This window comes from Nocardia grenadensis, assembly GCF_050942415.1.
Taxonomy (GTDB): Bacteria; Actinomycetota; Actinomycetes; order Mycobacteriales; family Mycobacteriaceae; genus Nocardia; species Nocardia grenadensis.
Genome location: NZ_CP192054.1, coordinates 521,170 through 543,817 on the forward strand (window position 1 = coordinate 521,170; position 22,648 = coordinate 543,817).

22 protein-coding genes are annotated in these 22,648 nt (G+C 68.2%); 11 read left to right on the forward strand and 11 right to left on the reverse strand.

Translation table 11 applies throughout. From position 1 onward, the window contains the following. Positions 1–385: 385 nt before the first annotated feature. The 5 genes from ACQPYS_RS02425 to ACQPYS_RS02445 all read right to left on the reverse strand — a co-directional run bounded on the left by ACQPYS_RS02425 (position 386) and on the right by ACQPYS_RS02445 (position 4,015). The gene (locus ACQPYS_RS02425; protein ID WP_039821949.1) at positions 386–595 is read right to left on the reverse strand and encodes a DUF3073 domain-containing protein; all 210 of its coding nucleotides are present in this window, start codon (positions 593–595) and stop codon (positions 386–388) included. Positions 596–757: 162 nt separating this feature from the next. Continuing rightward, positions 758–1,723: an asparaginase gene (locus ACQPYS_RS02430; protein WP_433491583.1), complete on the reverse strand. Its 966-nt coding sequence runs from the start codon at positions 1,721–1,723 to the stop codon at positions 758–760. Next, positions 1,720–2,397, reverse strand: coding sequence for an MOSC domain-containing protein (locus ACQPYS_RS02435; RefSeq protein ID WP_431940728.1), 678 nt, complete (start codon positions 2,395–2,397; stop codon positions 1,720–1,722). The genes ACQPYS_RS02430 and ACQPYS_RS02435 overlap by 4 nt, the downstream gene beginning before the upstream one ends. Positions 2,398–2,431: 34 nt before the next feature. Then, a complete protein-coding gene (locus ACQPYS_RS02440; RefSeq protein WP_084480529.1) occupies positions 2,432–3,547 on the reverse strand; it encodes a YgfZ/GcvT domain-containing protein in 1,116 nt (371 codons plus the stop codon). 69 nt (positions 3,548–3,616) lie between these two features. After that, positions 3,617–4,015, reverse strand: a complete 399-nt coding sequence (locus tag ACQPYS_RS02445; protein WP_433491584.1) for a sterol carrier family protein — start codon at positions 4,013–4,015, stop codon at positions 3,617–3,619. Between the two features lie 150 nt (positions 4,016–4,165). Between ACQPYS_RS02445 and ACQPYS_RS02450 the strand changes: the two genes are divergently transcribed. The 5 genes from ACQPYS_RS02450 to cydC all read left to right on the forward strand — a co-directional run bounded on the left by ACQPYS_RS02450 (position 4,166) and on the right by cydC (position 11,533). After that, complete coding sequence (locus ACQPYS_RS02450; protein ID WP_431940726.1) at positions 4,166–5,086, forward strand: aminodeoxychorismate lyase; 921 nt, start codon at positions 4,166–4,168, stop codon at positions 5,084–5,086. A 162-nt stretch (positions 5,087–5,248) separates the two neighbouring features. Further along, positions 5,249–6,712, forward strand: a complete 1,464-nt coding sequence (locus ACQPYS_RS02455) for a cytochrome ubiquinol oxidase subunit I (protein ID WP_433491585.1) — start codon at positions 5,249–5,251, stop codon at positions 6,710–6,712. Between the two features lie 9 nt (positions 6,713–6,721). Next, positions 6,722–7,831, forward strand: a complete 1,110-nt coding sequence (gene cydB, locus ACQPYS_RS02460; protein WP_433491586.1) for a cytochrome d ubiquinol oxidase subunit II — start codon at positions 6,722–6,724, stop codon at positions 7,829–7,831. 4 nt (positions 7,832–7,835) lie between these two features. Beyond that, a complete protein-coding gene (gene cydD / locus ACQPYS_RS02465) occupies positions 7,836–9,617 on the forward strand; it encodes a thiol reductant ABC exporter subunit CydD (RefSeq protein ID WP_433491587.1) in 1,782 nt (593 codons plus the stop codon). A 95-nt stretch (positions 9,618–9,712) separates the two neighbouring features. Further along, the gene (gene cydC, locus ACQPYS_RS02470; RefSeq protein ID WP_433492954.1) at positions 9,713–11,533 is read left to right on the forward strand and encodes a thiol reductant ABC exporter subunit CydC; all 1,821 of its coding nucleotides are present in this window, start codon (positions 9,713–9,715) and stop codon (positions 11,531–11,533) included. Positions 11,534–11,792: 259 nt separating this feature from the next. Here the strand turns inward: cydC and ACQPYS_RS02475 are convergent, their stop codons facing one another. From ACQPYS_RS02475 to ACQPYS_RS02500, 6 genes are all read right to left on the reverse strand, one after another. Further along, on the reverse strand, positions 11,793–12,536 hold the full coding sequence (locus tag ACQPYS_RS02475; RefSeq protein WP_364602839.1) for an FABP family protein: 744 nt from the start codon (positions 12,534–12,536) through the stop codon (positions 11,793–11,795). A gap of 407 nt (positions 12,537–12,943) precedes the next feature. Then, entirely contained in the window at positions 12,944–13,249 is a 306-nt protein-coding gene (locus ACQPYS_RS02480; protein WP_433491588.1) for a DUF1416 domain-containing protein, read from the reverse strand. 5 nt (positions 13,250–13,254) lie between these two features. Further along, entirely contained in the window at positions 13,255–14,088 is an 834-nt protein-coding gene (locus tag ACQPYS_RS02485; protein WP_431940721.1) for a sulfurtransferase, read from the reverse strand. Positions 14,089–14,122: 34 nt separating this feature from the next. Next, on the reverse strand, positions 14,123–14,602 hold the full coding sequence (locus ACQPYS_RS02490; protein ID WP_063035477.1) for a DUF4395 domain-containing protein: 480 nt from the start codon (positions 14,600–14,602) through the stop codon (positions 14,123–14,125). 669 nt (positions 14,603–15,271) lie between these two features. Then, the gene (locus tag ACQPYS_RS02495; protein WP_433491589.1) at positions 15,272–15,727 is read right to left on the reverse strand and encodes a thioredoxin family protein; all 456 of its coding nucleotides are present in this window, start codon (positions 15,725–15,727) and stop codon (positions 15,272–15,274) included. Next, positions 15,724–16,533, reverse strand: coding sequence for an LmeA family phospholipid-binding protein (locus tag ACQPYS_RS02500; protein WP_063035479.1), 810 nt, complete (start codon positions 16,531–16,533; stop codon positions 15,724–15,726). Before ACQPYS_RS02500 ends, ACQPYS_RS02495 begins: the two co-directional genes overlap by 4 nt. 206 nt (positions 16,534–16,739) lie before the next feature. Between ACQPYS_RS02500 and ACQPYS_RS02505 the strand changes: the two genes are divergently transcribed. From ACQPYS_RS02505 to pstB, 6 genes are all read left to right on the forward strand, one after another. After that, a complete protein-coding gene (locus ACQPYS_RS02505) occupies positions 16,740–17,507 on the forward strand; it encodes a winged helix-turn-helix transcriptional regulator (protein WP_431940718.1) in 768 nt (255 codons plus the stop codon). A gap of 11 nt (positions 17,508–17,518) precedes the next feature. After that, positions 17,519–18,427 (forward strand): mycothiol synthase, encoded by a 909-nt coding sequence (gene mshD / locus ACQPYS_RS02510; RefSeq protein ID WP_084480531.1) that lies wholly within the window; start codon positions 17,519–17,521, stop codon positions 18,425–18,427. Between the two features lie 300 nt (positions 18,428–18,727). Next, entirely contained in the window at positions 18,728–19,837 is a 1,110-nt protein-coding gene (pstS, locus tag ACQPYS_RS02515) for a phosphate ABC transporter substrate-binding protein PstS (RefSeq protein WP_433491590.1), read from the forward strand. An 88-nt stretch (positions 19,838–19,925) separates the two neighbouring features. Further along, the gene (gene pstC / locus ACQPYS_RS02520; protein WP_063035482.1) at positions 19,926–20,897 is read left to right on the forward strand and encodes a phosphate ABC transporter permease subunit PstC; all 972 of its coding nucleotides are present in this window, start codon (positions 19,926–19,928) and stop codon (positions 20,895–20,897) included. Then, on the forward strand, positions 20,897–21,808 hold the full coding sequence (gene pstA, locus ACQPYS_RS02525) for a phosphate ABC transporter permease PstA (RefSeq protein ID WP_431940714.1): 912 nt from the start codon (positions 20,897–20,899) through the stop codon (positions 21,806–21,808). The genes pstC and pstA overlap by 1 nt, the downstream gene beginning before the upstream one ends. 19 nt (positions 21,809–21,827) lie before the next feature. Next, the gene (gene pstB, locus ACQPYS_RS02530) at positions 21,828–22,604 is read left to right on the forward strand and encodes a phosphate ABC transporter ATP-binding protein PstB (RefSeq protein ID WP_063035484.1); all 777 of its coding nucleotides are present in this window, start codon (positions 21,828–21,830) and stop codon (positions 22,602–22,604) included. The last annotated feature ends 44 nt before the right edge of the window (positions 22,605–22,648 follow it).

Genomic DNA, 22,648 nt, shown 5'->3' on the forward strand with positions numbered 1-22,648 from the left:
GGTCCGGCCGTCGTGATCCGGCGGCCGGATCTTCCGGATTCCATTGATGTTCTACGCGTCTGATAGTCCGCGCGTCCTGACATCGCGATAGCGCGGGGTCCCGATGGTCCGCGGGTCACCGCGTAGCTATCGGCGTTCCGCAGTGGTGCACTCGGAGCGCGAGCTCCAGCGCGGTGACCGGACTTCTCGGACTCGACTTCCGCCCGGTGGGTGACGGATCACCCACCGACTCTCGGTCGGAACCGACGCGAGGATTCAGATGCGGCTCGGGTCGTACCGCCGGTTCACGTCGTCCACCGCCGGGCGAACCGGCGGGAAACGGCGCGAACCGGCGTAAACGACCGAAAGGGAGGCCTATGGCCTCCCCCGAGCGTATGCACCCTGATCAGCGGCGCCAGCTGTCGTAGTCGTCGTCCTCGTCCCACTTGGACAAGGAATTATCCGCGTCGTGCTCATCCGACAGGACGCCACCGCGTGGGGCGTTGTCGCTACCGGAAAGCTCGCGCTGAAGGCTCGCGAAGTCGGTCGACGGCGAGCTGTACTTGAGCTCGCGTGCAACCTTGGTCTGCTTTGCCTTAGCCCGGCCACGGCCCATGGCTGACCCCCTCGCGTCACAGCGGGGCGGCCTGGGGATTGGTGGCGGCCCCGTTCGAATTAATATCTTCCTGACAGACACTTTAGCGCGTGTCCGGCCGTCGCGCTTCCACGAGTCGGCTATCCGCTGGATCAACCGACCGGTTTGCCGATGTTTCGCCGCTCAGTCGCCAGGCGGGACCGATCCGGGTATGACCCGGATCACACCAACCCGGGCCCCGCCGCCGAGCACCGGAGGGGCCGCCAGCGCCGCCAGTTCATCGGACCACCTGACGCCCATACGCTGCAGAACCGCCATGGTCAGCGGGATTCTGGCGCGATCGGCACCGTCGTCGATCTTGTACGCGAAGGCGCTGCCGTCGGGTAACGCTCCGGCGTGTACGCCATCGGCGCCGACCTTGCAGATGAGTCCGGGAACGGCGTTCATGGTCAGCAGGTCGGGACCGTTGGTGCCCGAAATCACCCGCGGGTGCGCGCGGAGCGCCGTGGCGATCCGGCGTTCGGGGGTGCCGTCGGTGGCCGTGGCCAGGGCCGCGAAGGCACGCGCCAGATTCGTCAGCGAGACCGGGACGATGGGCAGGCCGCAGCCGTCGATGCCGAGATCGGTTTCCGGCTCACCGGTCGTCTCGATGATCTGGGCCAGTACGGCTTGTTGCAGCGGGTGCCCGACATCGGTGTATCCGGCGACCGGCCAGCCGTTCACCGCGCAGGTCGCCAGCATGGCCGCGTGTTTGCCCGAGCAGTTCATATACCGCTTGGCGGGTTTCTCACCGCGATACAGCACCCCGGCGCGGGTCCGCTCGTCGCCGGGCAGGTCCGGGGGACATGCCAGATCGTCCTCGCCGAATCCGAACCGCCGCAGCAATCGCTCGACCAGTTCGATGTGCTCGGGTTCGCCGGTGTGCGACGCGGTCGCGATGGCCAGTTCCGCGTCGTCGAGCGGGGTGAAACCTTGTTTGAGCAGGGTGAGTGTTTGCAGCGGTTTATTGGTGGAGCGTGGGTAGATCGGCACGTGCACCGAACCGGCCGCGAAAGTCGGTTCGCCGTCGGGTCCGATGAGCACCACCGAGCCCCGGTGCACGCATTCCCGGAATCCCGAGCGCACCACCTCGACCAGGTCCACGCTCATCCGATGGTCTCCTGTTCCGGCGCCGGCTCGGCCGTGCGACGTCGCGTGTGCCGGGCGATCTGCGCGCGGATCTCGTCGGAGACGGTGGGCTCGGCGGTGAGCAATCGTTCGAGGCGTGCGGGGTCTGCGCCGGTGAAGACATCGCGGACGGTGATGCCGTGCTCGGGTACGTGGACGAACTCGACCGGGTCGCCGGCGCCCACCTCGCCCTCGGTGAGGACCCGGAAATAGCATCCGGTGTTCGCCCGCAGGGCGAATCGGCGCACCCACTGCCGTTCCCCCGACCAGTGCCCGAAGGTGGCGCACGGCACCCGGGGCGCGCTGACCTCCAGCAGTGCGTCGCCGACGCGGCAGCGCGCGCCGAGTACAGCGTCGCTGAGTGGCAGCCCGGAGATCCGCAGGTTCTCCCCGAACCAGCCCGGTCCGAGGGTGCGGCCGAGTTCGGCAGACCAGGTCCGGGCGTCTTCTTCGGCGTAGCCGTACACCGCCTGGTGGACGCCGCCGTGGTCGCGGGTGTCGCACACGTGATCACCGTCGAGCCCGAGTCGCCCGGCCCGCACCCGGCCGGGGACCGGGCGCTTGTCGATCGCGCTGCGCCCTACCCGGCCGGGTACCTCCAGGTCGGCATGGACCACACAGGCGGCCAGTACCCGACCGATGGCACCGACGTGCACAGCTGTCTCCTCTCGGCTCGTCGTCCGGGGCCGATCAGCGGCCACGGAGCCGTTCGACGGCGCGACGCCCGGCCTGCGGGGTGTCGTCGGCGATCACCGAATCGGGGTCGATGGCCGCGGCGATGCCACCCACGGTCAACTGGGTGTCGGCGGGGACGGATCGCTTGATCAGGGCGAGCGCGACCGGGCCCAGCTCGTAGTGGTCGATCGTGGTGCCGAGGACGCCCACCGCGCGGTTGCCGGCGGTGACCGGTTCACCCGGAGCCGGCCGTTCATCGGCGGAGCCGTCCAGATGCAGCAGGACCAGTCGGCGCGGCGGTTTGCCGAGGTTGTGGACCCGGGCCACGGTTTCCTGGCCGCGGTAGCAACCCTTGTCCAGGTGGACGGCACCGTATTCGGCGGGTCCGCCGATCCAGTTCACCTCGTGCGGGATGGTGCGGTCATCGGTGTCGACGCCCATCCGGGGCCGCACGGCGGCCACCCGCAAGGCCTCATAGGCCCAGGAACCGGCCGGTTCGGCACCCGCGCCGGTCAGCTCGTTCCACCGTGACATGAGCTGTTCGCGGGGCAGGATGAGATCGAAGGAGTCCGCGGTCGGCCAGGGCATCCGGCGCAGGAAACCGCCGGCCGGGACGGCGATCGCCTCGTAGGTATCGGGCAGTCGATCGATCCCGAGTACGCCGGTCAGGGTCGCGACACCCGGGCCGAGCAGGCTCACGACGGCGTGATCGGCCGCCTCCCGCGGCTGCGCATCGGCCCAGAACACCATTTTGGTGAGGAAATCCAGCAGGCCGGGACCCCGGTCGCCCTCGGTGTCGATCCACACCGTCGCGCCCAGTTCGGTGAGCACGAAATGGTGCAGTACCCGGCCGTTGAGATCGAGGTCCAGGTTCTCCGCGGAGTGGCCTTCGCCCAGGTCGGCGATGTGCTGGCTGGTAATGGTGTGCAGCCAGCTCAGCCGTTCGGCGCCGGCGACGGTGAGTACGAAACGATGCGAACGGTCCACGATGGCCACGCGTTCGATCGCGGCGCGTTGTTCGCCGAGCGGGTCGCCGTAATGCCAGGGGACGGACTCGTCCGGGGAGCCGGTCGGGGCCGCGACGGCTCCCGGTACTGCGAGGACAGGGCTGGGTGCGGCGAGCACGGACACGGCTTCCACTCTAGGAGCAGATCACCCTCTCGTGCATCAGCGGGGGTTGACCAGGCGATTCGCCGCAGGTCAGGTTTCGGGGCGTACCGGGACCAGCGGCAACCAGTGGCCGATCTCGGCGGCCCGGCTACCGGAGGCGTCCACCGCGCCCGTGGCGACGGCCGCCGCGAACTCCCGCAGGCCGGTCGCCAACAGCAGCCATGTCCGCGGGTCGGTCTCCACCACGTTGGGGGGAGTGCCACGGGTGTGCCGGGGGCCTTCGACGCACTGCACGGCGACGAAGGGCGGGACCCGCACCTCCACCGAATGTCCGGGAGCGGCCGCGGCCAGGGCCTGCGCGGTCCCGCGCACCGCTGCCGCCAGATCGGCCCGGGACGGGGCCGGATGGTTCTCGTCGAGCAGCCATTCCCGGACCGCGGTCACTGCGGCTCGCACCGCGCCGGGGTCGATTTCCGTCCGTCGCGCCATTGCCCGACCTTAGCCGGCGCGGCCGGCGTGATCGAAATGGTGGGCCCTGGGCGGATGCTGCGGTATGAGGGCCGGGAAATCGGCCGACATTATCCGGGCCGCCCGGATTTATGTCCGTCATAGTGAGCGGTGTTGGCCTACGCTCGTGCCATGGTGGATCGAGTTCTTGTAACACTCGACGGCGAGGTCCGCGATGCGGATCAGCCGTTGCTGTATGCCGACGATATCGGCGTCCTGCGGGGCGACGGAATTTTCGAAACGGCTCTGGTCCGCGGTGGCACGGTCTGCGCGCTCGATTTCCATCTGGCCCGGCTACGCCGTTCCGCCCAGGCGCTCGATCTACCCGAGCCCGACCTGGCCCGGTGGCGCAGCGCGATCGAGACCGCGGCCAAGGAATGGGGCAGCGAGCAGGAAGGGGTTATGCGCCTGGTGCTGACCCGCGGCCGGGAGAGCGCGCTCGGCAGCCCCAAGGCGGGGCTGCGCTCCGGCGAGCTGTCCGAGGCGGTTCCGGTCCCGACGACCTTCGTGATGGTCACGGAGCTGGCCGACCGGGTGGCGGCGGCGAGAACCGAGGGCGTCGCCGTGGTCACCTTGACCCGGGGTATCTCGATCGACCTCGCGCAGGCGGCGCCCTGGCAATTGCTCGGCGCGAAAACGCTCTCCTACGCGACCAATATGGCCGCGCTGCGGTTCGCCGCCCGGATGGGCGCCGACGACGTCATCTTCACCAGTACCGAGCACCGGGTACTGGAGGGTCCCCGTTCCACGGTGGTGATCGCCCGGGACAAACAGCTGATCACTCCGCCGGCGAAGAACGGTGTGCTGCCGGGAGTCACTCAGCGGGCGTTGTACGCCGAGGCCGAACGCCGTGGTTACGACTGCCGTTACGAACCGTTGTTCACCGCCGACCTGTTCGACTGTGACAGCATCTGGATGCTCAGCAGTGTGACGCTCGCCGCACGGGTCAATTCCCTTGACGGCGTACGGATGTCGGCGACGGAGTCGGTTTCGGAGATCATCGAGATGGTCGATCGCGGGATCGAACGGGCCGGGACCATCGCCGATTGGTGATCGCGGGCACCGCCGGGTGACCGGACCGTTTCCGGTGTGACCGGGACCCGTTGCCGAGTCGTTGGTGAATCGCCGCGCATGTCGTGTCCGCCGACACATTGATCGGGCCGCGGCGGCGCGTAGTCTGGGTCTACGACACGTCGTAGTAACAGGAGGCTCGGTGTGGACGCCCTGGATGTCTCGCGATGGCAATTCGGCATCACGACCGTCTACCACTTCTTGTTCGTCCCCCTGACGATCGGCCTCGCGCCGCTCGTCGCGGGAATGCAGACGGCCTGGGTCGTCACCGGCAAGGAGCACTGGTACCGGCTCACCAAATTCTTCGGGAAATTATTCCTGATCAATTTCGCGCTGGGCGTTGCCACCGGAATCGTGCAGGAATTCCAGTTCGGAATGAACTGGAGCGAATACTCCCGATTCGTCGGTGATGTTTTCGGCGCACCGCTGGCGCTGGAAGGCCTCGTGGCCTTCTTCCTGGAGTCCACTTTCATCGGACTCTGGATATTCGGCTGGTCGCGGCTACCCAAGCTCGTCCATCTCGGCACCATCTGGATGGTGGCAATCGGCGTCAACGCCTCCGCGTACTTCATCATCGCGGCCAATTCCTTCATGCAGCACCCGGTGGGTGCCCGGTACAACCCGGAGACCGGACGGGCCGAACTGTCCAGCATCACCGAACTGCTCACCAACAACACCGCGCTGGCTGCCTTCCCCCACGTGGTCGCGGGGTCGTTCCTGACCGCGGGCACCTTCGTCGCCGGAATCGCGGGCTGGTGGATGGTCCGCAAGGCGCGCAGCGGGGATACCGGAGAACTCGCCGAGGCGCGCACCGTATGGCGTCCGGCGGCCCGGGTGTCGTTGCTGGTGGTGGTCGTCGCCGGTCTCGCGCTGGTATACACCGGCGATGTCCAGGGCAAGCTGATGTTCGAGCAGCAGCCCATGAAGATGGCCTCGGCGGAATCGCTGTGCCACACCGAGACCGACCCGGACTTCTCGATCCTCACGGTCGGGACGCACAACAACTGCGACAGCGTCATCCATGTGCTCGAGGTGCCGTTCGTGCTGCCCTGGCTGGCGGAGGGCAAGTTCACCGGGGTGGAACTGGAGGGCGTCGTCGATCTGCAGCAGGCCTACAACGAGAAGTTCGGGCCCGGCGACTACCGGCCCAACCTCTTCGTCACCTACTGGTCGTTCCGCGCCATGATCGGCCTCGCCGCCGGGTCCGCGCTGCTGGTCCTCGCCGGATTGTGGATGACCAGGCGCGGCCGGATCCCGCATCAGCGCTGGTTCTCGTGGCTGAGCCTGCTCGCCATTCCGACCCCGTTCCTGGCCAACGCGGCCGGCTGGGTGTTCACCGAGATGGGCCGCCAGCCCTGGGTCGTGGTGCCCAACCCGACCGGTGACCAGGATCTGCGGTTGACGGTGCAGCAGGGTGTGTCCGATCACGCGGCCGCGACGGTTTGGATCTCGCTCATCACCTTCACGGTGGTCTACGGATTGCTCGCCGTCGTGTGGTTCTACCTCATGCGGCGCTATGTGCTCGAGGGACCGGAGCGGCCGGCGGGCGAACCCGCGGCCGGGTCCGCGGAGAAACCTGTCGCCGAACAGCTTTCGTTCGCCTACTAGGAGCCGGGTATGGGACTGCAGGAATTCTGGTTCGTACTGATCGGGGTGCTCTTCACCGGGTACTTCGTGCTCGAGGGTTTCGACTTCGGGGTCGGCATGCTCATGCCGATCCTCGGCCGGGGCTCTGCATCCGCGCGCGGTGCGCGCGGGCCCTCCGTGGTTACGCAGGCTGCCTCCTCCGGGCCTGATGCGCTCACCGCGGACACCCGTCGCCGGGTCGTACTGAACACCATCGGCCCGGTGTGGGACGGCAACGAGGTCTGGCTGATCACCGCCGGTGGTGCGCTGTTCGCCGCGTTCCCGGAGTGGTACGCGAGCATGTTCTCCGGTTTCTACTTCGCGTTGCTGCTGCTCCTGGTGGCCTTGATCCTGCGCATCTGCGCGATCGAATACCGGGGCAAGATCGACGATCCGCGCTGGCGGGCGCGCTGCGACCTCGGTATCGGGATCGGATCCTGGGTGCCCGCGCTGGCCTGGGGCTGGGTATTCGCCAATATCGTGCGCGGCGTGCCCCTGGATGCCGACAAACAGTTCACCGGTGCCTTCGGCGAACTGTTCGGCCCGTACGCGCTGCTGGGCGCGCTCACCACCGGACTGCTGTTCGCATTGCACGGGGCGGTGTTCCTGGCGCTCAAGACCGCCGGCGAGGTCCGCGACGACGCGCACCGCATCGCCCGGCTGCTGCTCGCGCCGACGGCCCTGGTCGTGGCCGGCTTCGGTCTGTGGACCCAGTTCGCCTACGGATCGGGCTGGACCTGGATCCCGCTGGGGCTGGCGGTATTCGGATTGCTCGCGGGCGCCGCGGCGCTGCTGGCCGGGCGCGACGGATGGTCCTTCACCGGGACTGCGCTCACCGTGCTGGCCGCCACCGCGCTGCTGTTCGGCGCGCTGTTCCCGGATGTGCTGCCCTCTACGATCGACCCGGCGTTCAGCCTGACCGTGGACAACGCCTCCTCGACCCCGTACACGCTGAAAGTAATGAGCTGGGCCGCGGTGATCGTGACCCCGGTGGTGCTGGGTTACCAGGCCTGGACCTACTGGGTGTTCCGGAAACGCATTAGTGTCGAACACATCCCACCCGGAATCGGACTTCCACCCCGCGTTGTCACCGAGGAGTGAGCCAATGGCCCGCCCGCCCGTGGACCCTCGCCTGTGGCGGTACGCGCGTTCGGCGCGACGCTATCTCGCACTGAGCGTCGCCCTTTCGCTGGTGACCACGGTCGGCATCGCCGGCGCGGCCGTGCTGCTGGGACGGGTGCTGGCCGGGGTCATCACCGACCCGGCCCGCCGCTCCCTCGGCTCGTGGACCGCGGAACTGGTGCTGCTCGCCCTGGCTCTCGGCGCGCGGGTGCTGGCGGCGTGGTGGCAGTCGCGGATCGCGCACCGGGCCGGCGCCCGGGTCGTCACCGAACTCGAACAGGCGGTCCTCGCCGCGGGCGCCGGACTGCCGCCCCGCGAACTCGAAACGCGGCGGACCGAACTCGCGGTCGTGGTGGGCAGCGGCCTCAACGGTTTGCGCGCCTACCTGACCGGCTATGTGCCCGCACTGCTGCTCGCGGTCCTCGTACCCCCGGTGATACTGACGGTGATCGCCGTCCACGACCTCACCTCAGCGGTCATCGTGGTGATCACCCTGCCGCTGATCCCGATATTCATGGTCCTCATCGGCCTGCTCACCGAAGGCCGGGCCCGGGAGACACTCGCGGCCACCACGCGCCTCTCGGATCAACTCCTGGACCTGTTCGCCGGTATGCCCACCCTGCGCGCCCTCGGCCGGGAGACAGGCGGGGTGACCGATATCCCCGGCCGCACGATGAGCGGGCGCGTCCGGGAACTCGGCGAAACGCTGCACCGGCGCACCATGAGTGCCCTGCGGATCGCGTTCCTGTCCTCGATGGTGCTCGAACTACTGGCCACCCTGTCGGTCGCGCTGGTAGCGGTGGCGATCGGGATGCGCCTGGTGCACGGCGATATGAGCCTCTACGCCGGAATCGTCGCCCTGATCCTCGCCCCGGAGGTCTATCTGCCGTTGCGGACGGTGGGGGAACGTTTCCATGCCGCGCAGGACGGAATGGCCGCCGCGGACCGGGCTTTCGCCGTGCTGGACCCCGCCGCCGGAGACGCCGCGGACGCGATCTCGCCATCCGGCGCCCCCGCGCCCAATGCGGCGAGCGTCGGCGGTATGCGGCACGATCGGCAGGATGCCCCGGGCGCAGGTGTTGTCGAACTCGTCGATCTGACGGTCGATTCCCGAGACGGTGCCGCACCGGACGGTCTGCACGCCGTTTTCCGCCCCGGCGCCGTCACCGCGCTGACCGGGCCCAACGGTTCCGGGAAATCGACCGCGCTGCAGGCCGTGCTGGGATTGATCGAACCCACCCGCGGCGCGGTGTTCGCCGACGGTGTCGATATCCGGGAGATCCCGGCCGAGCAGTGGTGGGCACGGCTGGCCTGGCTTCCGCAGCGGCCGGTACTGGTGCCGGGCACGCTCCGGGAGAACCTCGAACTGCTCGGTGCCACCGTGGCGGGGCCGGCGCGCCGGGGCCCGGCCCGGGTGCTCAGCGAATTGGACGCCGCCTGTGCCGTAACCGGTTTCGATGCCGTGCTCGAGGCGCTGCCCGCCGGGTGGGATACCGTGGTCGGGTCCGGGGGGATCGGACTGTCCCTCGGCCAACGGCAGCGGCTCGCGCTGACCCGAGTGCTGGCCGCGGATCGCCCGATCCTGTTGCTGGACGAACCGACCGCCCATCTGGATCCCGACAGCGAAGTCGCGGTGGCGGCGGCCCTCACCACACTGGCGCGTACCGGCGCGACCGTGGTCGTGGTCGCCCACCGACCGGCCCTACTGTCCGCAGCCGACGAGATCGTCGCGGTACCGACGACCTGCCCCCGAATATCGCGATGAGCTCTCGAACCGAAACCCCTCGTCCCCTACGCCGCCGGTCCCGCGCTGCCCGCCGCTGGGCCCGCCTGCGGCTGCTGCTGCGTGATACCCGCCAGATGTGGGATCTGCTGGAGGTATCCCGCCGACGGCTGGCGTTCGCGACCGGGTGGGGCGTGCTGGCCCTGGGCAGTGGACTGGGTCTCGCCGCGCTGGCCGCCTGGCTGATCGCCCGGGCCTGGCAGATGCCGCCGGTGCTGGATCTCACCGTCGCGGTGGTCGCGGTGCGGGCACTGGGTATCTCGCGCGGGGTCTGCCGGTATCTGGAGCGGCTCGCCACCCACGATGTCGCCCTGCGCTCGATGACCGCCGCCCGCGCATCGGTGTACCGCGCCCTGGCCCGGGCACCACTGTGGCTGGCCCGCCGCGCCGATATTCCGGCGATCACGGCGGGCGGGTCCACCGTCCCCACCGCGCCGGGTGGACCCGGGGTGCCCGGCCGACTGCGGCGCGGGGACGTGCTGGTGCGGGTCGGCACCGATATCGACGATCTGGGCGCGGTCGTGGTCCGGACCTTCGTCCCGATCGCGGTAGCGCTGGTGCTGGCAGTGGCCGCAGTGGGGTTGCTGGCCTGCATTTCCCCCCCCGCCGCCGGGGTGCTGGCGGCCGCCCTGGCCTTCTCCGGAATCGTCGCGCCCTGGCTCTCCGCTCGCGCCGCGGCGGCCGCCGAACGGTCGGCACGCGCGGACCGCGCCGAATTCGCCGCATACGCCCTCACCGTGCTCGACCATGCCGCGGAACTTCGGGTCGCCGGGAAATTGGATTCGGCGCTGCACACCGCGGCGGCGGCGAACCAGCGGGCACTGGCCGCCGAGGACCGGGCCGCCGGTCGCAATGCGTGGGCGGCGGCCGCGATCCCGCTGGCCACCGGGGTGACGGTGCTCGCCGCCCTGCTGATCGGGATTATCGGCTACGGTCCCGGCGGGGGCACACCGGGCGCGATGACTCCGATGGCGCTGGCCGTTCTGGTACTGCTACCGCTGTCCGCCTTCGAGGCGACCGGCCCGCTGCCGGCTGCCGCCCAGACTCTCACCGTCGCACGTGCCGCCCTGCACCGGTTGCGGGCGGTATCGCCCGACCACCGCCCGGAGCCCCTCGAACGGGACGACGAGCCCACCGTGGACGCCGCCGGCGGCATACCGCGGGCCATCGATACCCGCAAACGGTTCGGCACCGGCGGCTATCCGCATCCGTTCCCCTACGCCGACAGCCGCGCCGATGGTGTCGTCATCGGCTGGGTGGGCGATGGGCAGTGGCAGATCCCGGTACGTCCGCAGGCATCCCGGGTCGTGATGGTCGGCCCCAGCGGCGCCGGGAAAACCACCCTGCTGATGGCCTGGGCCGGTCTTTTCGATGATCCGGACGACCAGGTGCGGTTCTTCGCCGAGGACGCCCATCTGTTCGGCACCAGCGTGCTGGAGAACCTGCGGGTGGCCCGCGGTGATCTCGATGCCGAGACCGCCGAGCGGGCGCTTCGGACGGTCGGCCTGGGGGACTGGCTGGACGGACTGCCCGACGGCGTGCACACCGATCTTCCCGGCGGCGCCGCCGCGGTCTCCGGCGGTCAGCGTCGCCGGATCCTGCTCGCCCGCGCCCTGGTGTCACCCGCCCGCGCGCTCCTGCTGGACGAACCCACCGAACACCTCGACGCGGTGGCCGGCGCCCGGCTGATGCGAGATCTGCTCGATATCGACAGCGGTTTGGTCGCGGCCGACCGCGATGTGGTGGTGGTCACACATCAGTTACCGGCCGGGCATCGCGCCGGCCTGGTGATCACCGTCGATGAATCGGGCCAGGTCCGGGCGGCTTTCGCGGACGGGAAAGCGACCAGTTACGCCCTCGATGAAATTCCGTTGCCGACTGCCATCGGTGGTGGCTAAGTTCGGAGTTACACAAGGAAGGAGGTGATCCCAAGAATGGAAATTCTCAGGACGCGTGAGGTGGCTGCCAGCTGAGGCTGTAGCCGGCTGTCCTTTCGGATTCCGATCGCTATAGAGCTGAGCGAATCCACGGCAGCCACCCGGCCCCCGAGTCCCCGATCCGTCCGATCGGGATCGGCCGCGAGACCCATCGGTATTCACACCACGGGCCCGCGCCGATACGGCTCGGGGGTCGTTCTGTATCCGGGCCCCCGCGGCGTCAGCCGATATAGCGCTGCAGTCGTGCGGACAGGCGCGGCTGCAGCGGCCCGTCGGCCACCACACGCTCCTCCACATAAGCGAGATCGCCGCCCTCGACTATCCCGTACAACCGTTTGGCGCCGCCCACCACCGCGCCGCTCTGGCTGCGGATCACCACATCGGTGGCCAGTTCCCAGGATGCCTGGGTGAGTGCGGTGCCGTAGAAGAGTTCGACAATGCCGGTGCTGTGGGTGAGCAGCAGTTCCAGCACCTCGTCGCTGCCGTCGACCCCGACCCGCCAGAATCCGGTCTCACGCAGGTCCGGCCCGCCATAGCTGCCGTCGGATTCGACGAACCAGGACCGCGAATCCCAGCTCAGATAGTCGCCGCCGTCGTGGGAGACCACGATCTGCTGCCCGAAGCGATAGTCCCCGCGCTCGGGATTGTTGCCCTCGCCCTCACCCCGCCAGACGCCGACCATCGGCAGCAGCGCCAGCATGGCCGGATTCAGGTCCGGGCCGAGGCGCAGATTCGCCGTATCGTCGGGGAGCGGGAGGTCCGGGAGCACCGGGATATTGCGGCCGCCGGTCGCCTTGGCGCGTTCGGCCGCGTCGGCCACCGCCCGATCGCCGCTCAGCGACGACGGGGCATCGGCCGAACGGCCGTTACCGTTCTGGCCGTGCGTATCGGCCGGAGGCCTTCCGTTGCTGTTGTCGCTCGCTCGCTCGGCCGGATCGGAACCTTCGCTCGCGAGACCGCTCATGATTCGGTGAACAGCCGGTAGAAGACGTACAGGCCGAACCATCCGATGAGGATCGAAACGGCGATCAGCAGAATCTCGAAGAAGAGGACCACACACCGATTCTATTGCCCCGCCTCCGGCAAGCCGGGTCGGGGCCCTCGTGACCCCGGCCACGAATGCCCATCATTCGCGGTAGACGGAATGATCGCGCGGCTGCCCGACGTGATCGGTACGCACCGCACGGGAGATGCTCGCGGGTCGCTCCATGGCCGGATGGGCTGCACGCGCCGGGGAGCCGGGCGGGCCCGGCCTGGGATCCGACCCCCGCATCGCGGGGAGTGATGTGTTCGGCGACGTAGCCGGGTGGAAATGGAACGGCCCGGGATACGTCCCGTCAGAGGGCGTATCCCGGGCCGTGCGGTCCCGTCCTACTTCGAGACGGCGACGTCCAGGTTGTGGATGCCCGGGCCGTCGGGGGTGAGCTCGGCCGTGCCGTTGCCCGCCGAGGAGAGGGCGCGCAGCGTCCAGGTGCCCGGCGCCGCGAAGAAACGGAAGTCACCGGTGCCCGAGGCGACGACCTCGGCGGTGAAATCCCCGTTGCCGTCCAGCAGTCGCACGAAGGCGCCCGCCACCGGCTCACCGTCCGTGGCGAGAACCCGGCCGGTGATGACCGTTTCCTTCTCCACATCGACCCCGGCCGGGATGGCCTGGCCCTGGGTAGGTGCTGCACACATGCTGGTTATTCTCCCAACTCGATAGGGGCGCCGATGAGCGAGCCGTATTCGGTCCAGCTGCCATCGTAGTTCTTGACGTTCTGGTGTCCGAGCAGCTCCTGCAGCACAAACCAGGTGTGCGAGGAGCGCTCGCCGATACGGCAGTAGGCGATGGTTTCCTTGTTACCGTCCAGGCCGGCCGAATTGTAGAGCTCGGCGAGTTCGGCGTCGGAACGGAAGGTGCCGTCCTCGTTGGCGGCCTTGCTCCACGGTACGTTGATCGCGCCGGGGATATGGCCGGGGCGCTGGCTCTGTTCCTGCGGCAGGTGCGCGGGGGCCAGGATCTTGCCCGAGAACTCGTCGGGGGAGCGCACATCGACCAGGTTCTTGGTGCCGATAGCCGCGATGACCTCGTCGCGGAAGGCGCGGATGGAGTTGTCCGGCTGCGCGGCCTTGTACTGGGTGGCCGGGCGGCTCACCGGGTCGCTGGACAGCGGACGCCCGTCGAGCTCCCACTTCTTACGGCCGCCGTCGATCAGCTTGACATTATTGTGGCCGTACAGCTTGAAGTACCAGTAGGCGTAGGCGGCGAACCAGTTGTTGTTGCCGCCGTACAGGACCACCTCGTCGTCGTTGGCGATACCGCGCTCCGAGAGCAGTGCGGAGAACTGCTCCTGGTTCACGAAATCACGACGGACCGGATCTTGCAGGTCCTTCTTCCAGTCGAGCCGTACGGCGCCCTCGATGTGTCCGCCTTCGTAGGCGGTGGTGTCCTCGTCGACCTCGACGAAGACCACGCCGGGGGTCTCGAGGTTCTCTTCGGCCCAGTCGACGGAGACCAGGACATCGGAGCGAGCCATGTTTTCCCTTTCAGTGGTGACAGCGGATCGGTGTTCAGTTCGATGCGGGGAGTTCGGACGTGGTGTTCGGACGCAGCCGCGCGACCAGCGGGTACAGCTTGCAGCCGAGGCAGATACCGAACGCGGCATTGAGGAACGCCGCGAACAGGGCGAACCCGGCGAAGAGCGCGCCCACGGCAGTGCTGCCGAGGAGGAAGCCCAGCAGGCTCACCGCGGCGAACACGAACCCGAGCAACTGCGCGAATCGTAACGGGGCGGTCGGTTCGGTCTCGGTGGCCGGGCCCAGGCGCGGCGCGACGAAACGCGCGTAGATCGCGCCGTACGGGTGCCGGCGCGGCCCCAGCCCGGCGCCGAGCGCGAACACCAGCGTCTGGCCGGCGACCAGCACGGTGGCGGCGATCGGGGCGAACGCGGCGAGTACCAGGATCAAGACCAGAACGCCGGTGGTCACCCAGGCCACGAAGCGCGGACCGCGGATATCGACCCGATTCGCGAGGGTAGTGATAGTGGACATGAACAAAGCTCCTGCGCTCGAACTTCTCGGCGGAATTCGGCCGGTTCGCCGGGGGATGAAATCGCTCGCGCGGACGAACCGTGGTCGGCGTCAGGAAAGTAGACCCGACCGCTCAGCGGCACAGGCAGCAACAACCACCGAGGCGGCACAGGTCGACTGTGCGGCGACGGGTGAGCATCAGCTCGCGGTGGTTTTGCACAGAAGAAGTCTACCCAATTACTCCGCTGTGCCAATGCGGAGGGTGTCCCCTCCAGGACAGGGGCCTCACCGGACGGTATCGGCCGTTCTGGGAGCGGCGGCCACCGAGCACCTGCAGTACCGCGGACCTACTGGGCCGTTCGGGGCAGCGCGTCCGGAAACTTCCTCCGTCTGCCCCGACCGGTCCGCATTCGTGGTCGGGGCCGGCCCCCGGTTCCGGAGCGTATGCAGCCGCCAGTCCAGAGAATGCCGACCATTGAGCGCTTGCAGTGATGTGAGCCCACCCACGCTCGTCGAGGTGCTCGACGGCATGCACCTTCTGTCTATTCCGGATGGTCTACCACAATGGTCGGGGCCCGCCCCCGATTCTGGACCGACGGAGCGAAGGAGCGCAGCGACTGAGCGGAGGAGGGAAGAATCGGGGTCACAGGGCCCCGATCCGCGCGCCGAAGGCGCGCAAATAGGCACAGCTCAGCCGGCGGCCGAACCGGCGGTCAATGGGCTGAGCGCGCTGCGCAGGTCGCTGGTCTTGGGGACGCCGGAGATCCGGAACCGTTCCCGGCCCTCGGCGTCGAAAACGAAGGTGGTCGGAAGCGACAGCACATTGAGGGCCCTGGCCAGCGCCGGATCGGCGTCGATATCGATCTCGATATCGCGTGGCGGTCGCGGGGAGTCGGCCAGATCGCCGGTGGCATCGGCCACGACCCGGCGGACCGCCGCGCAGGGGCCGCACCAGTCGGCGGAGAAATGCAGTACCGCGGGCCCCGATCCGGTCAGACCGGCGGCGACGAGCAGATCGTCGCGCGCGGCGGTATCGCGGTCCAGGGTGACCGGGGCGGAGCGCACCGCGCCCTCGCGTCGGCGTAGGTACAGGCCGACGGCCAGCCCGGCCAGCAGCATTACCGCCAGAATGGTGATCTCGATCATGGGCGCCGCAATCTGTTCAAATCGATCGTCACATCTCTACCCCGGCCCTCGACCACGATATGGCCGCCCAGGGCGGTCACCTCGGTGGGCCGGATACCGAACGGCAGTTCCTTGGTATCGATCGTACGGGTGAACATCGCCAGCACCGCCGGGATGTCGGCGTCGTCGACGACCGGTTCGGAGGGGACCGGCGAGATCTCCTCCGAGTACAGGCCGGTGGCCACGATCCGTACCTGATCGCCGTCGAGCAGCAGATCGGCCGCGACGCTCACCCGTTCCCCGGCGAAACTCGCGCTCTGCTGCCCGCTCGGCGCCGACGGCAGCGTTCCGGTCAGTACCAGCGCGCCCGCTGTGGTCATTCCCGACCCGCCCGAACCGCCGGTGCCGTCCGATTTGTCCGCCGGACGGGAATGGACCTCCAGATCCGGGATGCCGAACAGCCGGCCCAGTTCGGTGGGTGCGACCCGCATCCGGACGTCGACCTGCTCCACCGGCACATTCCGCACCCGGCCGTCGACCAGATCGCCGAGCGGGAGGTTCATCCCCAGCAGCGTGGCCTCCAGGCCGATCTCGCCGGGAATATCGGGCCGGACGCTGTCGGCCTTGATCTCGATATTGTCGTAGCGGCCGTCGAGCGCCTGCCGCAGGAACGGGAAACCGTGGAAAGTGACCTCGGGATCGGCACTGAGGTCGGCACCGACCTTCAGCGAACGCGATACGCGGTATTCCGAATATGCGGCCGCACCGAAATCGACGACCACTGCCAGCCCCGCCAGGCACAGCAGTCCGATGATCAGCTTCCGCATGGCATGCACCCTAGTGGACGCGCCCGGGACGGGCTTCGCGCCCGTGGACGAGAGTGGCGGGTACGGGCCCCCGACCCGCGGCGCTGCAGGCGACGCGAATAAACACAGTTCGACGCGCTAATCTTGCAACGATTACAGATGGATGAGCAACGTGGCGACGGCGACGAAGCTGGCTTTCGCGTAGCTACGAGATGGGAGGAGTGCTTGTGGAGCTGCTCCTGCTGACCTCCGACGCCGACCCCGAATCGGTTCTGCCCTCGTTGTCGCTGCTCGCGCACAATGTGCGGCCCGCGCCCACCGAGGTGGCGTCGCTACTGGAGGCGGGTACCGCCGATATCGCGCTGGTGGACGCGCGCTCGGATCTGGCGGCCGCTCGCGGACTGTGCCGGCTGCTCGGCAGCACAGGTTCGTCGGTCCCCGTGGTCGCCGTGCTCACCGAGGGCGGGCTGGTCGCGGTGAATGCCGACTGGGGTCTCGACGATATTCTCCTGCCCAGTACCGGGCCCGCGGAACTGGATGCCCGGCTCCGGCTGCTCGTCGGCCGGACCGGCGGTTCGACCGGCCCGGAGAACTCCGGGAAGATCACCCTCGGCGAGCTGGTGATCGATGAGGGCACCTATACCGCGCGGCTGCGCGGGCGCCCGCTCGATCTGACCTACAAGGAATTCGAACTGCTGAAGTACCTCGCCCAGCACGCCGGCCGGGTCTTCACCCGGGCCCAGCTGCTGCAGGAGGTGTGGGGTTACGACTTCTTCGGCGGTACCCGGACCGTCGACGTGCACGTTCGGCGGTTGCGCGCGAAGCTGGGCAGTGAGTACGAGTCGTTGATCGGTACCGTGCGCAATGTCGGGTACAAGGCGGTGCGGCCCGCTCGTTCGAACAACAAGAACGACCCCGATGCCCGGTCGGCGGGCGGCGATAAGGACGGGACCGAAGAGGATTCGATGGCACCGGTCAACGGCACGGTCCAGTGAGTCCGGCCGATATGGGTGAGTACGCACTGCAGTGGTGCGAGCTTCCCTCCGCCGCCCGGACCGGTCGGCTGAGCGCGCTGTTCGACGCCGCGGCGACCGCCGACGGCGTCGAGCCGGTTTCCGAACAGGTCCGGCTGGGCCTGCGCCGGGAATCGCCGGCCCGCCACCTGCTGGCCGTGGCGGGCGACGAGGTGGCCGGATACGCGAGTCTGACTCCGGCGCACGGCGAGCACCCTGCCATGGCCGAGGCGGCGGTGGCCCCGGAATGGCGGGGGCGCGGAATCGGCGGGGATCTGGTGGCGGCCGTGCTGGCCGCCGGCGGGCCGGGAGCCCGGATCTGGGCGCACGGGAAACTGCCGGCCGCGGAGGCGGTGGCGCGGCGGCTGGGGCTGTCGGCGGCGCGGGAGCTCTGGCAGATGCGGCGCCCGCTGGCGATCCCCGAGCTACCGGCGGTCGAGGTGCCCGACGAGCTGGTGGTCCGTACCTATCGCGGCCCGGCCGACGACGCGGAGCTGCTGCGGGTCAACAATGCGGCGTTCGATTGGCACCCTGAGCAGGGCGGCTGGTCCGCCCGCGAGCTGGAGGAGCGCCGCGCCGAACCGTGGTTCGATCCGGCGGGGCTCTTCCTGGCCTTCGATGCGCAGCGGCCGCAACGGTTGCTCGGGTTCCACTGGACCAAGGTCCACCGTGACGAGGAGCCGCCGGCCGGTGAGGTGTACGTGGTCGGTATCGATCCGGCCGCCCAGGGGCGTGGACTGGGCCGGCTGCTCACCCTGATCGGCCTGCACCATTTGCGCGACGCGGGCTTGGGCGAGGTGCTGCTGTACACCGAGGCGGACAATGCGCCGGCGGTCCGCACCTATCGCGGACTGGACTTCGCCCCGGCGCATATCGATATCGCCTACTCGATACCGGGCTGAGACGGGGGAACCGGACGGTTACGGAGCGGTGTGCGACTGTTACCTCCAGGGGTGGGAATGTCGCATTCCGGTATGTGCGGAGTAACGGCGCGGCAAACATCACACATAACGGACGTGTTCGCGCCGCCCTGTTCACCTTCCGTTCACTTGCCCTGGTCCAGCTGTCCACCGACGCGCCCTAGTTTGATTCTGGGCGGCAGTGGGTCGCCCGGTGTGCAAGTTCCCCGCGAACGGCCGCACCACGACACGCGCCCGGGCCGGTGAGGGACCGGGCGAGTAGGACGTATCCGGAGGACTGGAGTGAAGTTCAAGCGCAGCAGCGCCCTCGTCGGTGTGATCGCGGCCGTGACCCTGCCGCTGGCCGCCTGCGGTAGTGACGACAATGCGTCCTCGACCGGAGTCGAGGCCAACTCCGACATCACCTGCGGCGGCAAGGAGGCCCTCAAGGCCAGCGGCTCCTCGGCGCAGAAGAACGCCGTCGAGCGTTTCACCGCCGCCTTCGAGACCAACTGTGACGGCCAGACCCTCAACTACACCTCGAGCGGTTCCGGCGCGGGCGTCAAGGAATTCCTCGGCGGCCAGACAGATTTCGCCGGTAGCGACTCCCCGCTCAGTGAGAAGAAGGGCGAGCCCGCCGCGGCCGCCGAGCGCTGCGCTTCCCCCGCGTGGAACCTGCCGACCGTGTTCGGCCCGATCGCCATCACCTACAACATCGACGGCGTCACCGATCTGGCGCTCGACGGCCCGACCGTGGCCAAGATCTTCAACGGCACTGTCAAGACCTGGGACGCCCCGGAGATCAAGGCGCTCAACGAGGGCAAGCAGCTGCCCGCCGAGCCGATCAAGGTCGTCTACCGGTCCGATGAGTCCGGCACCACCGACAACCTGCAGCTCTACTTGGACTCCGCGTCCGAGGGCGCGTGGGGCAAGGGCGCCGGCAAGGTCTTCAACGGCGGTGTCGGGGAGGGCACCCAGGGCAACGAGGGCACCTCGGCCGCGGTGAAGAACACCGAGAACTCGATCTCGTACAACGAGTGGTCGTTCGCCAAGTCGCAGAACCTGTCCGTGGCCCGGATCATCACCTCCGCGGGTCCCGAACCGGTCGAGCTGACCTCCGAGACCGCCGGTAAGGCGATCAACGGCGTGAAGATCAAGGGCGAGGGCAACGACCTGGTGCTCGACACCTCGTCGTTCTACAAGCCCACCGAGGCCGGTTCCTACCCGATTATCCTGCCGACCTATGAGATCGTGTGCTCCAAGTACACCGACGGGGCGACCGCGACCGCTGTCAAGGCTTTCCTGACCTCCGCCGTCACCAACGGCCAGGCCGGTCTGGCGGACAACGGTTACGTGCCGATCCCGGAGGAGTTCAAGACCAAGCTGACCACGGCGATCAACGCCATCTCCTGATAGCGCGAATATGACAGTCAACCCAGAGGTAGCCTCCGCGGGCTCGTCCAGCGCGACGGGCCTGCCGAAGGCAGGAGTCCCCGCATCGATGTCGAGCCATCCGAGCAAGCCACCACTAGGCGGTGAAAGTCGCGGTCACGGCAGGCGGGCCGAGTTGGTGTTCAAATCGCTGGCGACCACCGCCGCGGCGATCATCGTGGCCTCCATCGCGCTGATCGCATTGTTCCTACTGATTCGTGCGGTGCCTTCGCTCCGGGCTGACGAGGTGAACTTCTTCACCAGTGCGGAGTTCAATACCGGTGACGCGGACAATCTCCGCTTCGGCATCCGTGACCTGTTCATGGTGACGGTGTTGAGCTCCGCATTCGCGCTGGTTATCGCAGTGCCGATCGGTGTCGGGATCGCGCTGTTCCTGACCCGGTACGCACCCAAGCGGCTCGCCCGCCCGTTCTCCATGCTGACCGATCTGCTGGCCGCGGTGCCTTCGATCGTGTACGGCCTGTGGGGCCTGCTGGTACTGGCGGAGTATCTGAAACCGGTCCAGGAGTTCCTGAACAACAACCTCGGCTGGTTCTTCCTGTTCTCCGACGGCAACGTCTCGATCGGCGGCGGCGGGACCATCTTCACCGCAGGCGTGGTGTTGGCGGTGATGATCCTGCCGATCATCACCTCGGTCTCGCGCGAGGTCTTCGCGCTGACTCCGCGGGCGCATATCGAGGCGGCCCAGGCGCTCGGCGCCACCAAATGGGAGGTCGTGCGGATGACCGTCCTGCCCTACGGCCGCAGCGGTGTGATCGCCGGTTCCATGCTCGGCCTGGGGCGGGCGCTCGGTGAGACCATCGCGGTCCTGCTCATCCTGAAGATCTCGGCGACCCCGGGTACCTGGTCGCTGTTGGACGGCGGCTTCACCTTCGCGTCCAAGATCGCCTCGGCCGCCGCCGAATTCAGCGCACCACTGCCGACCGGCGCCTATATCGCGGCGGGCTTCGTGCTCTTCGCGCTGACCTTCGTCGTCAACGCGCTGGCCCGGCTCGCGGCGGGCGGAAAGGTGAACGGCTGATGACCACCACCACGACGATCGGCCTGGACAAGCCGATCAAGGCGCCGGCATTCCGGGACGTGAGTACCGCTCGCAAGATCAAGAACAACCTGGCGACCGGGATCTTCACGCTGTGCTTCCTCATCGCGCTCATCCCGCTGGGCTGGGTGCTGTGGATGGTGGTCAGCAACGGTATCGGTGTCGTCCTGTCGCTCGAATGGTGGCAGAACTCGCAGAAGGGCGTGCTACCGGATCAGACCGGTGGCGGTGTGTACCACGCCATCTACGGCACCATCGTGCAGTCGGCGGTGGCCGCGGTCATCGCCGTACCGCTCGGCATCATGGCAGCGGTCTATCTGATCGAATACGGCACCGGCCGGTTCGCCAAGGTGACCACCTTCATGGTCGATATCCTCGCCGGTGTCCCCTCCATCGTCGCGGCGCTGTTCATCTTCGCGCTGTGGATCGCGACCCTGGGCTTCCCGCAGAGCTCCTTCGCCGTGGCGCTGGCCCTGGTACTGCTGATGCTCCCGGTGGTCGTTCGCAATACCGAGGAGATGCTCAAACTCGTCCCGGACGAGCTGCGGGAAGCCTCCTACGCGCTCGGCATCCCGAAGTGGAAGACGATCGTGCGGATCGTCATCCCGACCGCCCTGCCCGGCATGATCTCCGGGATCCTGCTCGCACTGGCACGCGTGATGGGCGAAACGGCGCCCGTGCTGGTGCTGGTCGGCTACAGCAAGGCGATCAATATGAACATCTTCGACGGCAATATGGCCTCGCTGCCGCTGCTGATCTTCCAGGAATTGAAGAGCGCCGAAGACGCGGGCCGGCAGCGGGTGTGGGGTGCCGCGCTGACGCTGATCCTCATGATCGCGGTGCTCTACCTGGCGGCCGCGGCTGTCAACAAGCTCCTCACGCGGAACCGATAAGGGCGGAAACGGAAAACAGATGGCCAAGCGGATCGACATCAAAGACCTGAACATCTTCTACGGCAAATTCCACGCCGTCGCCGATGTCTCGCTCAACGTCTTGCCGCGCAGTGTGACCGCCTTCATCGGACCGTCGGGTTGTGGGAAATCCACGGTGTTGCGGTCGCTGAACCGGATGCATGAGGTGACCCCGAACGCCAGGGTCGAGGGCGCGGTGATGCTCGACGGCGAGGACATCTACGCCTCGCAGGTGGACCCGGTCGGCGTGCGCCGCACCATCGGCATGGTGTTCCAGCGGCCGAACCCGTTCCCCACCATGTCCATTCGCGACAATGTGGTGGCCGGCCTCAAACTGCAGGGTGTGCGCAACAAGGGCGAACTCGACGAGGTCGCCGAGCGTTCGCTGCGCGGCGCGAACCTGTGGACCGAGGTGAAGGATCGCCTGGACAAGCCCGGTGGCGGGCTCTCCGGCGGTCAGCAGCAGCGTCTGTGCATCGCGCGCGCCATCGCGGTGTCCCCGGATGTGCTGCTGATGGACGAGCCCTGCTCGGCTCTGGACCCGATTTCCACGCTGGCGATCGAGGACCTGATCACCGAGCTGAAGAAGGAATACACGATCGTTATCGTCACCCACAATATGCAGCAGGCGGCGCGGGTGAGCGATAAGACCGGGTTCTTCAATCTCGAGGCCCAGGGTAAACCGGGCCGGCTCGTCGAAATCGACGATACCGAGAAGATCTTCTCGAACCCGGGCGAAAAGGCCACCGAGGATTACATCTCCGGCCGCTTCGGTTGAGCTCCGAATACAGAGAAGGCCCGCACCATCCGGTGCGGGCCTTC

Bases quoted from the DNA above. Each gene is read 5' to 3' on its own strand.
- ACQPYS_RS02450 (WP_431940726.1), top strand. From the start codon at position 4,166: ATGGTGGATCGAGTTCTTGTAACACTCGACGGCGAGGTCCGCGATGCG.
- ACQPYS_RS02480 (WP_433491588.1), bottom strand. From the start codon at position 13,249: ATGTGTGCAGCACCTACCCAGGGCCAGGCCATCCCGGCCGGGGTCGAT.
- pstB (WP_063035484.1), top strand. From the start codon at position 21,828: ATGGCCAAGCGGATCGACATCAAAGACCTGAACATCTTCTACGGCAAA.
- ACQPYS_RS02430 (WP_433491583.1), bottom strand. From the start codon at position 1,723: ATGAGCGTGGACCTGGTCGAGGTGGTGCGCTCGGGATTCCGGGAATGC.
- ACQPYS_RS02425 (WP_039821949.1), bottom strand. From the start codon at position 595: ATGGGCCGTGGCCGGGCTAAGGCAAAGCAGACCAAGGTTGCACGCGAG.
- ACQPYS_RS02500 (WP_063035479.1), bottom strand. From the start codon at position 16,533: ATGCGGAAGCTGATCATCGGACTGCTGTGCCTGGCGGGGCTGGCAGTG.
- cydD (WP_433491587.1), top strand. From the start codon at position 7,836: ATGGCCCGCCCGCCCGTGGACCCTCGCCTGTGGCGGTACGCGCGTTCG.
- cydB (WP_433491586.1), top strand. From the start codon at position 6,722: ATGGGACTGCAGGAATTCTGGTTCGTACTGATCGGGGTGCTCTTCACC.
- ACQPYS_RS02485 (WP_431940721.1), bottom strand. From the start codon at position 14,088: ATGGCTCGCTCCGATGTCCTGGTCTCCGTCGACTGGGCCGAAGAGAAC.
- pstA (WP_431940714.1), top strand. From the start codon at position 20,897: ATGACCACCACCACGACGATCGGCCTGGACAAGCCGATCAAGGCGCCG.
- ACQPYS_RS02475 (WP_364602839.1), bottom strand. From the start codon at position 12,536: ATGAGCGGTCTCGCGAGCGAAGGTTCCGATCCGGCCGAGCGAGCGAGC.
- ACQPYS_RS02490 (WP_063035477.1), bottom strand. From the start codon at position 14,602: ATGTCCACTATCACTACCCTCGCGAATCGGGTCGATATCCGCGGTCCG.
- cydC (WP_433492954.1), top strand. From the start codon at position 9,713: ATGTGGGATCTGCTGGAGGTATCCCGCCGACGGCTGGCGTTCGCGACC.
- ACQPYS_RS02495 (WP_433491589.1), bottom strand. From the start codon at position 15,727: ATGATCGAGATCACCATTCTGGCGGTAATGCTGCTGGCCGGGCTGGCC.
- ACQPYS_RS02445 (WP_433491584.1), bottom strand. From the start codon at position 4,015: ATGGCGCGACGGACGGAAATCGACCCCGGCGCGGTGCGAGCCGCAGTG.
- mshD (WP_084480531.1), top strand. From the start codon at position 17,519: ATGGGTGAGTACGCACTGCAGTGGTGCGAGCTTCCCTCCGCCGCCCGG.
- pstC (WP_063035482.1), top strand. From the start codon at position 19,926: ATGTCGAGCCATCCGAGCAAGCCACCACTAGGCGGTGAAAGTCGCGGT.